This window comes from Propionispora sp. 2/2-37, from assembly GCF_001298735.1.
Taxonomy (GTDB): Bacteria; Bacillota; Negativicutes; order Propionisporales; family Propionisporaceae; genus Propionispora.
The window spans coordinates 73123-86325 of record NZ_CYSP01000017.1; the positions used below are offsets into that span (position 1 = coordinate 73123).

Annotated in this window: 14 protein-coding genes; 1 reads left to right on the forward strand and 13 read right to left on the reverse strand. The window is 40.0% G+C overall.

Features of this window, described 5'->3' with window-relative positions; translation table 11 throughout:
* Window positions 1-47: 47 nt before the first annotated feature.
* From P22_RS16670 to P22_RS16700, 8 genes are all read right to left on the reverse strand, one after another.
* Window positions 48-1064, reverse strand: a complete 1017-nt coding sequence (locus tag P22_RS16670) for an oxidoreductase (RefSeq protein WP_054261364.1) — start codon at window positions 1062-1064, stop codon at window positions 48-50.
* Between the two features lie 257 nt (window positions 1065-1321).
* Window positions 1322-1498, reverse strand: coding sequence for a hypothetical protein (locus P22_RS21040; RefSeq protein ID WP_216598103.1), 177 nt, complete (start codon window positions 1496-1498; stop codon window positions 1322-1324).
* Complete coding sequence (locus P22_RS21045; RefSeq protein WP_054261365.1) at window positions 1495-1731, reverse strand: hypothetical protein; 237 nt, start codon at window positions 1729-1731, stop codon at window positions 1495-1497. Before P22_RS21045 ends, P22_RS21040 begins: the two co-directional genes overlap by 4 nt.
* A gap of 111 nt (window positions 1732-1842) precedes the next feature.
* Complete coding sequence (locus P22_RS16680) at window positions 1843-2571, reverse strand: DUF169 domain-containing protein (protein WP_054261366.1); 729 nt, start codon at window positions 2569-2571, stop codon at window positions 1843-1845.
* 72 nt (window positions 2572-2643) lie between these two features.
* Window positions 2644-3069, reverse strand: a complete 426-nt coding sequence (locus tag P22_RS16685) for a MarR family winged helix-turn-helix transcriptional regulator (RefSeq protein WP_054261367.1) — start codon at window positions 3067-3069, stop codon at window positions 2644-2646.
* 230 nt (window positions 3070-3299) lie between these two features.
* Window positions 3300-4259, reverse strand: a complete 960-nt coding sequence (locus tag P22_RS21260) for a peptidoglycan recognition protein family protein (RefSeq protein WP_235814693.1) — start codon at window positions 4257-4259, stop codon at window positions 3300-3302.
* Between the two features lie 204 nt (window positions 4260-4463).
* Window positions 4464-5375, reverse strand: coding sequence for a PhzF family isomerase (locus tag P22_RS16695; protein ID WP_054261368.1), 912 nt, complete (start codon window positions 5373-5375; stop codon window positions 4464-4466).
* Window positions 5376-5862: 487 nt separating this feature from the next.
* The gene (locus P22_RS16700) at window positions 5863-6048 is read right to left on the reverse strand and encodes a hypothetical protein (protein ID WP_054261369.1); all 186 of its coding nucleotides are present in this window, start codon (window positions 6046-6048) and stop codon (window positions 5863-5865) included.
* 252 nt (window positions 6049-6300) lie between these two features.
* Here P22_RS16700 and P22_RS16705 point away from each other — a divergent pair, with 252 nt between their 5' ends.
* Window positions 6301-7725, forward strand: a complete 1425-nt coding sequence (locus P22_RS16705; RefSeq protein ID WP_054261370.1) for an MFS transporter — start codon at window positions 6301-6303, stop codon at window positions 7723-7725.
* A 137-nt stretch (window positions 7726-7862) separates the two neighbouring features.
* On the opposite strand, the gene P22_RS16710 is transcribed toward P22_RS16705, so the two are convergent.
* The 5 genes from P22_RS16710 to P22_RS16730 form a co-directional block, all read right to left on the reverse strand.
* Window positions 7863-9287, reverse strand: a complete 1425-nt coding sequence (locus P22_RS16710; RefSeq protein WP_054261371.1) for a four-carbon acid sugar kinase family protein — start codon at window positions 9285-9287, stop codon at window positions 7863-7865.
* A gap of 51 nt (window positions 9288-9338) precedes the next feature.
* The gene (locus tag P22_RS16715) at window positions 9339-10616 is read right to left on the reverse strand and encodes an MFS transporter (protein WP_054261372.1); all 1278 of its coding nucleotides are present in this window, start codon (window positions 10614-10616) and stop codon (window positions 9339-9341) included.
* Between the two features lie 231 nt (window positions 10617-10847).
* Window positions 10848-11825 (reverse strand): hydroxyacid dehydrogenase, encoded by a 978-nt coding sequence (locus P22_RS16720; protein ID WP_054261373.1) that lies wholly within the window; start codon window positions 11823-11825, stop codon window positions 10848-10850.
* Between the two features lie 47 nt (window positions 11826-11872).
* Complete coding sequence (locus P22_RS16725) at window positions 11873-12787, reverse strand: dihydrodipicolinate synthase family protein (protein WP_054261374.1); 915 nt, start codon at window positions 12785-12787, stop codon at window positions 11873-11875.
* A gap of 16 nt (window positions 12788-12803) precedes the next feature.
* Window positions 12804-13203 (reverse strand): hypothetical protein (locus tag P22_RS16730; RefSeq protein WP_216598105.1); only part of this gene is annotated, 400 nt, incomplete at its 5' end.

A 13203-nucleotide genomic window follows, 5' to 3' on the forward strand; every position in this document is an offset into this window, starting at 1 on the left:
TTCAACAAGAACAATGATTATGCTTACTTTATATTTCTTGATTAATCTTATTTTAGATCCTTAACTCCAGCTTCTAATATTTCCATTTGTAGTAATGTCTGTTCATCCGTAATGGTTTTACTTTTCCCATTTATGATAGCTTCATATAAATCATCATATACGCGTCCGTAATCACCCTTTACGGATTCCACTTTTTCTTCATGAATAATACCCTCTTCATCAATATAGGTAAGTACACCATAATGCTTTATCGTATCTACACCAAAATCTTTGTTATCGGGCATATAAAATAATTTTAAATGTTCTTCCTGACGATCCTTGGTTTCTTTTATAAAGCATCCTTTTTTTCCGTATACAACAAAGCTTGGCCTTTCTTTCAGCCTAAAGTAACTGGATTTCACAGATACTTTTAATTTGCCATAATACAAATCCAAATCAAAATAATCATTCATTCTACCTTGGCCTAATAATTGTCTTACATCATAATTTATGTGATCCGGCCTCCCAAAATAGCTAATGACCTGATCTAATGTATGACAGCCGTGTCCATACAGATATGACGAGGTAGGCAGAAAGGAATGAACAGATTCCGGTACTTCGGGACGGTAATAATCATAGTGCATTTCTACTTCCAGCAGTTCCCCTAGTTTCCCTTCCTCAATGACCTTTTGAACCGTTAAGAAGTCACTGTCAAAACGCCTGTTTTGATATGCTTGAACAAGCAATCCCTTTTCTCTTGCCAATTCAAATATTTCCCTTGCCTGTTTGGATGTTTCCATAAAAGGTTTTTCTACAAGGCAGTTCTTTTTATGTTCCAGTACTAGTTTTGCATATTCAAAATGACTGTCATGTCTTGTACAAACTACAATGAGCTGTATTTCCCGGTCATTTAATAATTCATCTAAGTCGGAAGTATAATTTACTCCTAAAATTCTTTTCCAGCTTTCATGCTTAGGATTTCTTTGAAAAATTGTTTTTACTTTTATCTGTTCTCTTTGCAGAACGAATGGCAAATGATATCTGTTCGTACTTTTTCCATTTCCGATATATCCAATAGTAAGCATAGCAACCTCCCTAAAATTACTTCATCTCAATGCCTGCTTGAAATATAATACAGGCTTTTTTTCCAAATAGCCTTTTACTGTCTAGCCAAGCCTTTTTCTCGTCTATTTGTTCCAGTATTGCATGGTAATCTAGTAGAATCACCTCCACCATAATTCAACCCATCCTTTCACTGCACATTGAAGCTGCTAACGCATAAAATCGCTATGTATAATTTTACCATAAAATGTCCTTGCAGAAACCGATCTGCACATTATGCTTATTTCGCCAACACGACTATTTTGTCTGAGCCACTGAATATGGAACCTTCAATAGACTGCACACCACAATATGTTTCCAGTAGATTTTTGAAACGCATCATCCATTCCGCCAGCCCGTTTCCACCGTCAAACGCATAAAGCACGCTGATGATTTCACGATCACCAGTCAGTATCATGGCGCGTCGACTGTCACTGCTGGGTTGCCGAATGCACCAATATCATCATACAGTGTTGGTAGATGCTCAATATTGATAGCGCCTTTGCCAATGCCTTCATAACTTGCGCCGTCCAGCGCACGATGCAGGGTGATATTTCCGGATAAACAGCTCACATCATACGAGCCAATAGAATAGCCGGAAGAGATCGAAACCAAATTGTTGGTCTCGACTATGTTGTTGATGTGATACAAGCCATTGCCCTTCACGATGCACCGTAGCATGGCTTCCGCCGCGTTCCTGTTAGTTCCTATAACTTTTGAGTCAGGTGCTCAGGTGACGGTTCCTTGACCCTTTCTGCCTGTTTACATTCTCGCCGCTACTCTGTGCCACAAGTGTTTCCCAAGGAAACTACCCTCTACACTTTCTTCCATGTCCAAAAACATTTTGTACGGGACAGAAAACGACAGCATGTCAGCTTCGACCATGGGACGCACCGTAATATCAGTCAAACCTACTACCGCTCTTGGATTTTCCTTCTGTGCCTCGGCGTAGGGAATAAGAAAAATTGACTGACACCCGGAACTAAAAGGTATCATAACATTTTCATTTCCTGGTCTATAATAGTTTGCAAGTACCGTAAGTGCCGATAGCTGATCGGTATTAACATAAAACACAATCAACTCCGGTAGTTCCTTAGTAGTATCAATTTGTGACAAAGGTTTAAAGATAACGTACTGATAGGGAATATCAGTTATTGGCAAACATTCAACATATTCTACTCCTAGCTCTGGGTTTTTTATATACCCTTCCCCTTCAAATTGACCGCTTTTACCAACCGTCAAAAAGTATTCAATCCCGCCTGGATAATTAGGAAATTGACCAAATCCTAATCCTGCTTTACCGCCAGGACACCCTGTCGTTTTGCGTTCAAAAACGGCTGTTTTCCCCTTTGCTGCCGCGATAAATAACGGAATTGTACAGCTCCAATGCCCTTCTTTACTCTGAAGTGCCCCTTCAGGTTTTTCGTTGCTAAGCAAAACAGCTACTGGTTCATAACGCAACTTCAATTCTTTTACCAAACGACTTTCCATATTGTTTACCTCCCTTTATTTATATTTTATATATCAAACATCATCTTAGTTGTCACGACAACTAAAAAACAACTAGTTAATATTTTTATATATTTGATTTAACAATATTTTCATTTCTATGACTTTATGTTCTTCTATTCCTTCTGTCAATTCCTCTAGTAATTGTATGACTATAGGAATTAACTGTTCCCTTAAGGCCCAGCCGCGCTCAGTCAAAAATATTTGATAAGCCCTTTTATCCACCGGATGAGGTTTTCGGACAATCAACTCTTTCATTTGCAACTTTTCTAGGATGCGATTGGTATTTGGTTTATCTTTAAAGATACTTTCCGACAACTCTTTAGGGGTAATACCATCTTGTTCCCATAAACGGTTAAGTACAGCCCATTGCTCTGGTGTAACGTTATATTCTTTGAAGCGTTGGGACAATTCATTTTTAAGTTTTGTATTTGTCCTATTTAAAATAAAACCAAATGAATCATCTAATGTAAATTTCATATCTATATCTCCATTTTTGGTTGTCTCGAAAACTATGTTATACTCACATTGTAATGATTCGTCAATATTCAATTGCAGTGTCAAGGGGACGGGGTTGGCTGCGCTACAACCTGAGTATCGTAGGAATCAGCTTTCACAACCGCTACTTTCTGCATAACGCACCTCCCTTCAATAAAACTTTTCTATTCGTCCAAGTGAGCAAGCAATTCTGTCATTGACCGCTCGAAAACTTATTGTCTCAGGTAAGCAAGTGCTTTATCACGCAGACTGGGTAGTTCAATATATAAGTTTTTACCCGGACACAATGTTGTATTAAAATCACGATGTCCACGTAAGCCGTTATCATCCGGGGAAATATGATAGATGTGGCTCAAAGCCGCCACCAGCATAGCTGTTCTGTCAAGCTGCACATCCGTGGGCGTAGCTTCTTCAAAGTTACCATCCAGTACAATACCAATAGAAGATTGATTGTAGTTATATGTATGGGCGCCTACCGTATCTCTTGGCCGGCCCCGTTCAATCATGCCATTTTGGTGAATCACATAGTGATAGCCAATACCCGACCAGCCGTTTTTCAAATGCAAACGATGAATTTCCGCTGCCGATTCCTCGGCCGCGCCCATTCCAACGTGATGAATAACAATCAAATCAGTGGATTCCCGGGTTGCAAGGGGGCCAAACGCCAAATTAGTTTCTTGAATTTCCAAATCTCTTTCTTTAACTGCTGTCGAACTACTAAAGCTTCCCACGTCAATCCGCAACCAGCTCATGCCGGCACGAAGTACAGACGGGATCAGTGCGTACCGCATTTCCGGCATTTCCTTTTTGTTCTTTACAATAAGGCGAACAGAGCAATCTTGCTGGTTGACCGCCTTCACTTCAACCCGTTTAATGTATGGATTGACATAATTTATTGGCCCGCCCAAATCACCAGGTCGGCAGTTTTTTATTAAAAACAGAAATTCAGCGGGGGCTGCACTTGGGATAATCTCAGGAACACTTGAAATCAGCAATTCAAACCGGAAATAATTCTGATTGGTATCGGTGAGATTTTCTAAACCACTTCGGACATTCAGAAGCTTGGCCGGTTGTTCCTTGGCTATTGCCTTATATACCTCTAGAACGTTTTGTCCTAACCAGATCGCGGAACAAGCGCCAAGGGTGCTTTGTAAGAATTTTCTCCGATTCATGTAATAAACCACCATATCTATTGTTTGCTACATTGTACTTCGATCTGATTTCCCGTATCCCTGCCCCCGTACATTACAAATTGAGGTAAGGCAAGATAAAAAATAACTTCTGGCAACTCATCGTTTTTCAACTTTTCCTGCCGTAAAAAGATGGCGGGACGGTTCAAGGCTCACGGACGATTCTATCGAATCAGATAATGATTATTAATCATTTAATGATAATTCGGATTTAAATATTATTACAGCGTTCCCAGAAATTTTGACTTCAACAGGCTCTTTATCTTTTATTTTTACCTCAACTTCGATAATACCCGGTCGGTTTATAGCCTCACCTTGTTTGGCCTTAAATCTGAACAAAGAATTATTATGCTTAACATGGTTATGATGAACAAGATATGCGCCTAAAGGACCATTTGCATTACCAGTAACAGGATCTTCATTAATACCTATTGCAGGGGCAAACATTCTGCCATGTACCAAAATGTCACTATCATGCAAATTAATAGTAAAAACATAATATCCATTGCAGCGAATCATCTCACTTAACTTAGTAAGTGCCGTATAGTCTGGCTTCAATGCATTTAGAGTTTCCATACTTTTTATACCAATCATAATCTTAGAGTGGCCTGTTGAAATCACCTGGACTTGATAGTTTTCAAGCAAATCACTATTTCCTATATTAAGAGCAGATAAAAGTTCTTTTTTATTTTCTCCATCAATTATTGGGCCAAACTCAATTTCCCCTTGTGTCATAACAATTCTGTAGTCTTCATTTTCCTTTATTATATCAACAGGTAAAATTCCAGCACCCGTTTTTTGATAAACTCTTGAAGTGCCAAGCCTATTTTCGATAGCACGGGCATAATGAGCAGCAATGGTAGCATGCCCACAGATTGGCACTTCATTTGTTGGTGTAAAAAAACGGATATGAGCATCATACTCATTACTTTTTGAAGAAAAAATAAAAGCGGTCTCAGAGTTGTTAAGCTCCCTAGCTATTTTCTGCATTTCATAATCAGTTAATCCATCTGCATTCGTTACTACTCCCGCAGGATTTCCTGTAAATTTTTCCTTTGTAAATGAATCAATTTGATATAAATTATATTTTCTTGTCATAACTTCCCCCTTAAAAATTTAGATTACCTAGTCTACGGTAATTAATACTCTATAATGATTATAGTCTTATCGGAATACACATACTAGTACGCACTTTTTAATCAGATACTTATTGTTCAGAAAGAAGGATACTAATGGCAGCTTTTGTCCATGAACTTATCTCGTGCAGCTTGCTCCCACCAGCATAATGCATAATCTTACGACGTCCCCATCATTCATGCTGATTTTCCTTGAATTTCAAAATCTGTCTGTACTTGATGCAAACGTATCCATTTCATCTAGCAGATACTCTCATTTTTCAAATGTGGTACAAAAAAAGAGCCGGAATTTATCGGCTCTTCAATCTAGTGAAAAAGTCTGATGGACGGACATGATAGCCCACCAGACATTATAATTCTGCAAGGTATTTTGCGATACGAATCATTTGGCTGGTAAAGTAGTTTTCGTTATCTTCCGTATCTCAATATGTAATAACCCGCCTCATTTCTTACGGTTTGAAGCGGGTTTTCCTGTCTGCCTCACCGCCCTCCAGATGCGTTTCGGTGTATTTAACGGGGTTTTCAACTTGTCCGGATCGTTTCAATTCTTGGTACAATTTTTGCCGTTTATCATCGGGTAGTTTTGAGACGCTTTGGTTAGCTTCTGACCATTCTTCGCTATGCCTCTTAGTCATGTAGCACCTCCTTCTCTAGTACTACCTTTATTATGTCCCAAAGATATACTTACCAGCCGGCGAAATGACTATAAAATCTTATTTATTTTATAATGCGATCAACAGGAGTTGATTCTTAGTTGTTGAATTGTGTTACTAGCTTTAATGCTTTTTCTAGTAAAGAACCGGTTGCATCAACCTATTTATTTTATACAAAAGGGAATAATAAGAAGGTTCCTTCCAGCAAATCTGACTATAAGTAGAGGAAACAATATGCCGAACAAATTGCAGTCGTTCGTATTTTACCGTTGGCTGGTTTTTGCTGTTACCGCTGTGGGGACATTTATGGCAACGCTTGACTCCAGCATAGTTAATGTTGCGTTACCGCAAATTTCTACAAACCTTAATTCCAGCCTGACACTCGTACAGTGGGTCGTATCTGCATATTTATTAACCATATCGTGTTTATTGCCATTATTCGGCAGGTTGGGAGATATACTCGGCCGCCGTAATGTTTACACTGCCGGATTCTTGATTTTTACAGTAGGTTCTGTCCTCTGCGGAATGTCGGGACACATTGCTTTCCTCATCGGTTCGAGAATTATCCAGGCGATTGGCTCAGCCATGCTAATGTCCAATGCTCCGGCTATTGTATCCGCAACCTTTCCTGGTTCTGACAGAGGGCGGGCGCTTGGACTTGTGGGTATGATTGTGGCCCTGGGGTCTATGACAGGACCGAGCGTTGGCGGAGTGCTGGTTGATGCTTTTGGTTGGGAGTCGATTTTTTATGTAAATCTCCCTATCGGTGTCATTGGCTTTCTTGCCGGACAAATTATTTTGCCGCAAGAAAAACGCTATACAAAAGAACCCTTCGACTATGCCGGAGCAATATTATTTGCGCTAGGCATGACTTGTTTCCTTATGGCGGTAATCCATGGTGAAGAGTGGGGCTGGTTATCTACTATCGTTATTGGTTTATTGTGTGTATCCATTATTGTTTTTTGGGCTTTTATTATTCATGAAAAACGTGTGCAGTTTCCCATGATTGACTTAAGCTTATTTAAAATCTGGGCTTTTTGGTCCGGCAACATAACAGGGCTGCTATCCTTTATGGCCGTGTTTTCCAATACGATGTTGCTGCCTTTCTATCTAAACGACGTATTGCATCTTAGTCCTTGGCAAATTGGAATGCTGATGACCCCTTTTCCTATTCTGCTGGCCCTTACCGCCCCTATCAGCGGCTATCTTTCTGAACGGATTAATCCGGCCTTTTTAAGTACAGCCGGTCTAACCACAACAACATTGGGACTTATCTGGCTGGCAACACTGAATGCCACTCCATCAATTTGGAGAATTGCTGTAGGGCAAGCCATCTTGGGGCTAGGCAACGGCCTGTTCCAATCCCCCAATAATAACAGTGTAATGAGTGCAGTACCACCGGCGAAATTGGGTATTGCCGGCGGAATTAATTCGTTGGTGCGAAATATCGGCCAGGTGTGTGGCATAGCCATAGCGATTTCCATCTTCGAAAATAGACAGGCAGCTGCTTTGTCCGGACTGCTGACGCCAAATGTAAATCAGCAAATTGCCGCTTTTTTGCACGGCTATCACACCGCACTTATTGTCGGGGCGGCTTTTGCGTCTACCGGCGCTGTCTTATCATTTATCAGGCGTACCCGGCTTCATAGTAAAGCTTGAATCAACTTTTACTCAACAAAGTTCCCCCAACGAACAGACCTCTGCCCATCTTCTGACAAAGGTTTTATCCCCTTACTTTGCAAAGCACCCATCTTTTGTAAGCGTTAAAGTTCCTCTTCTCTAACCGAGATGACAATTTATTGATTATTGAGCATTTCAACTACTTCGCGCAAAGTCATAATTCCACCCACATTACCTGGGAAAATGATATAGGGCATATTGGCGAATTTTGCTTCTTGGCCAGTTAACCAAACTGGAACTCCAGGTTTTACCTGTCCCATTACCCTCGCCTTTTTCACATTCAATCCCTTTGTTCCCACATCACTAGAGGTAATACCACCTTTTGCAATCAAAAAACTCGGTTGAACGCTTAATCGCTGTACGATAGCTGTGAGCGCTGCGGATATTTTAACAGAAAGACGCAGCGACTCCTCTTCCGTACCAGCATCCAATCGCTTGCGCCCAGTAAAAATGGTCACCGTTTCACCACGCTTAAGGTACTTCTCGGTTTCAACAATAATGCTCTGTATCGCTGTCTCTAGCTGTTCAGGTTCAACCACCAGCCCTTGATTGAATTCGAAGAATCTGATATCAGTACATTTCTGCAATTCAGCTAACTGATGAGTCGTTTTTTCCACATGAGAACCAACGATGATTAATCCACCATTCTTGTTGCCTTTTGCTACTAAATCCGCTTTGTTAAGCAACTCTTGATCATTTAACCCGCCAATGACTTTAGTAAAAGCTGCCGCCGTCCGAAACATAAAGTTTTTCCCCTGCGCAATAACTTGCAACAAAGCAATTGTAAAAATCTTAACATCCACGTAGTCTACGGCGTTGACAATAACTTTGTTAAATTCTTTGACTGCCAAAAGCTGCCTACTTATCTCTGGAATTTTAAGATTGCGAAGATCTTCCAACGTTATATAAGTCGTGTCTGCCGCCTTATAGCTTCCTTCGGTCTTTTCTTCAATATATTCCCCCAGCTCTGATGCTGCAAAGGAAAATGTTTTATCCTTAGCAAATTCTGTCTCACCAACCGGCACCAAGGTCTGACTTTCCTGCACATAATGTACGTTGTCAATAGTGAAACGCCCCCCTTCTTTAAAAAAGGGAATCAGCACTTCGCCATCAAATCTTATAGCAGAAGCCGCCTCTAACGTTTCTTTTAAAATTTGTGTTTCAAGCGGATAATGCCCGCGTAGCGTTGAGTCGCCACGGCTAATAATAATAAAATTTTTACCGCATTTCTTTGACTCCGCCACAATATTTTCAGCAATCTCTTTATGGACCATTCTTGTTTGCTCAACTGTAAGGGCACGCGAATTGGTCAAAATAAAAAACATCGGCTGTTCTTCAGCAAAACCAGCGGCAATACTTTCCGTTGACCAATCAGTATACACAGAAATATCATGTACCGTTTGGATACCTGTAGGATCATCGTCTAAAACAATAATTTTTTTATTTAAATTACTCAGTGCTTCTTCCAGCTCTGTATCGACGATTCCAACATCAATTTCCTTAATCTTAGAAAAAACTGATTTTTTTGCTAATTTTTTCATGATAACCTCTTCTTTAAATTTTAGTCAAGGCTAAAAAGATTATTTCTCCTGTCATTTCCCTGCAGTTTTTGCCGGTAAGAATATCGTCAAAAATGCGCCTAACAATAGAGCACCGACTAAACTGTACAGACCATATGTCAAACCATATGTGCTTGTAATTAAACCAACCATATAAGGACCGACAAAACTTCCTAAATTTCCAAAAGCGTTAATAAAACCTCGGATAGCCCCTATAGAACCTGGCGGGAACAGCATAGGAACCATTGTCCAGAAGGAAGACGGCATTGACTTAATAAATAATCCGGTAACAACTATAATAATAAAAGACACCCATGCATTATCAGAAAATAGTGTAGACAGCCATAATCCTAAACCAAAACAAATCAAAGGTAACGCTGTGAAGAATCGGCGATTTCGCGTTTTGTCTGAAAAATATCCAATAATATATAACCCGATAATTGATGTAATATAAGGTAAAATACTTAACAAGCCAACCTTCGTCATGCCTGTTTTGGTAAGACTTTTTATAATTGTCGGCATCCAAAGATTCAACCCGTAAGCCCCTATCATTCCACAGTTAAATATCAAGATAAGCAGCCACATATTTTTATTGCACAGAAGTTCTTTGTAAGATACTTTTATATGCTTTTTCTTCATTTCTTCCAACGCTAACTCTTTTTCCTTTTTCAAAGTAGAAACCAAATATTCTTTTTCTGCATCAGATAACCATTTGGCTTTTTCAGGAGTATCCTCTATCAACGGAAGCCATATACCAATCAAAAGCAGGGATACAATACCCTCACCAATAAATAGCCACTGCCAATGATAATGTTCCACAATCCATCCGGAAACAGGATTTGTAATAATCGCAGCAAGGGATGTGCTCGTCATAAACATCGCATTTGCTCTTCCAATTTCATTAGCAGGAAACCAATTGCCTAAAATAACCAGTATTGCCGGATAAACACCGCCTTCAACTACACCCAGCAAAAAACGAACCAGCAGTAATTGCCATTCCTCAGTAACAAAGCCATTGGCAACAGTCAGTGAACCCCAGCCAATAATAGTAAACGTTATAAATTTTTTAGCACTTTTATGCTCCGCTATATAACCTCCTGGAATTTGTAAAAACATATATCCAACAAAGAAGATACCCGCTGCCAACCCGGCAATTGTCATACTCAAGCCTAAATCTTCTCGCATGCCCCCGGCAATTGCAAAGCTTATATTCATCCGGTCCATAAACGTCATTATATATAGTATAATGGTCGCTGGAATAATATAAATCCATCTTTTATTTGGAATTTTCATCCCTTTGTCCACCGACATCATCTCCTATTGTTTTTTAGGTACCACCAAAAAGTCATAACATCTGTAGGCCATCCTTGAATTTTGTGAAAATCATACTCTAAAGTCTCGCTTAGCAATTGTACTGCCATGCCCCTTTATGGTATTATTTTTTGATATATGCTAAAATCAAATTGTTCATTTACTTGCCTCCTGTATAATGATTGGCATAAAAATCATATCATTATATAGGAGAATCTTTTTTTAATTAAGCTATTGCCAGCGCTCATGCTGATAAACTTCTTTATTCGCCACTTTATCCCATTTTTCTCCGCGCAATACGGCTAATGTACCCTCCACCGTCAATCGCGATGTACGGTCAGCACTTTCCCTCGTAAGCGCCGCCATATGTGGCGTAGCGATGAAATTAGGCAGGCTAAAGAGTTTGCTCGAAATATCCATTGGTTCTGAACACAGGACATCAGCTGCAGCTCCGGCCACTTTACCGCTCTTCAAAGCTTCATACAGCGCTTCTTCATCTACAATGTCACCACGCGCACAATTTACAATAAATATGCCATCTTTCATCTGTGCAAACCGCTCGGCGTTAAACATGCCCTGTGTTGAAGGCAACGAGGGCATATGCAGCGATATAATATCGCAAACCCTAAGTAAATCTGCCAATTCAGCATGATATATATATTGATAATTCGTTTCTACTATCTCCTGCTCGACAAACGGATCATAAACATGTACTTGCATTTGATTATTGGCAAATATTTTTGCAGTTTCTTTACCGATATTGCCAAAGCCTACAATCCCCACATGATGCTGCTCAAGTTCAATAGCCGTATACTTATTACGTATATTAAAATTACCCTGTACTGTTTCTTGATGGCTTTCCACAATATTCTTGGTTATCGCATAAGCCATACCAACAGCATGCTCTGCGACAGACCTTTTGTTCGTTCCCGGTGCAACGACAACAGGTATACCAAGCTCCGTGGCAGCTTTCATGTCTACATTATCTACACCGACACCAGGACGAGCAATTACTTTAAGATTTGGACACTGCTCCATAATTTCGCGCGTAATTTTGCCTACGCGAAGAATTAATCCATCTGCCTTTTTTAGGTCATCGATAATACCACTCATATCACTATTATTGGCTACTAGAACATTGACATTTTTTCTTAATACGTCCATCCCTGTTTCATATAAAGCATGTGACAATAACACGGTCTTCGGCATTTTACACTCAACCCTTTTTGTAAGTTTTAAATCATACTACAATACCTTTAATCAAGCAGATCGTTTTCAGCCAAATATGTTTCAATTTCCGCCATTTTTTGATCAACCATGTTCATCTGCTCTTTAGTTATCGGTTCAGATGGTTGAACAACCCGATAGTCAAACCCTAATTTACTCAGTGCATATTTAGTCGAGGCTGTTTGACTTTTAGCCATCGGCCAGATTGATGAAGTCATGTCTACAATATGATTATAAAATTGAGTTTTCTCGATGTCGCCTTTTGTACCATATTCATAAAGCTTAATAAACGGCTTCGGATAAAGAGGTGCCATCGATGGGATATACCCGTCTGCCCCCATTAGCAGACTTGTCGCTGCCAGATTTGTGGCACCTTGATGCAAAACAAAATCCGTACCTTTAAAATGCTCCAGGCATTTAAGAAAATCCGGAAATCGGCCTGTGGTATCCTTATAGCCAATAACCTTATCAATTTTAGCGATTTTGAAAATCGTATCCGGCATTAAGGTTTGTCCCGTAAAGGGTGGAATGTTATATATCATTAAATCAATTTCTGTATGGCGAGCAATTTCCTCAAAATGGCGAACTGTTTCGTCTTGGGTTGCATGCCGCGCATAAAATACCGGAGTGACGACAGCGACCTTACCGCCCATTTGTTCTAATTCCTTGATATTTTCAATAACACGTCTGGTACTTGCATCCATAACACCGCAGATTACAGGAACCTGTTCCTTGGTTTCATCCAATGTAATCTGAATAGCACGGTTTCTTTCTTTTTGAGTAAGCGCCATTGTCTCACCATTGGACCCAGCGACAAAAATGCCATGGATACCCGTGTCAATACATCTGCGAACAAGCAGCCGTAACCCTTTTTCATCTACATTTTCATTTTCATCCACTGGTGTTACGATCGGCGGAACAACACCGATAATTTCCTTTGCCATATTAATTCTCCTAACATTATTTTTGGAATTTGATTTCTTCAGGGCGAATGTTGTCTACCTGACCGTAAATACAAAGCGCATCAATATAGCCGCCTTCGCCATATTCAAAAACATGCCATTCAAGCTCATCGAAATACATAACAGTGCCCTTTTTCAGCAAGTGTTTTTCATTTAAATTGTCCTTCGCTGGTCCGCGTCTTACCCATCCGTTCTGGCAATCCAGAACCACGACCGTTTCTTCGGCATGATTATGTGGTTCCATCGGGCCGCTTTCCGCTGAATAGGTAGCAAAAGAAACGGTCATTTTTTCACTGCTAATTGCAGAGTTTCTGCCTACAGCACTAGCAATAACTCTCCCTAGAAGTCTATTTTGATAAATCTCTTCCCTTTCAACGATTCTCATAAGTAAGGCCTCC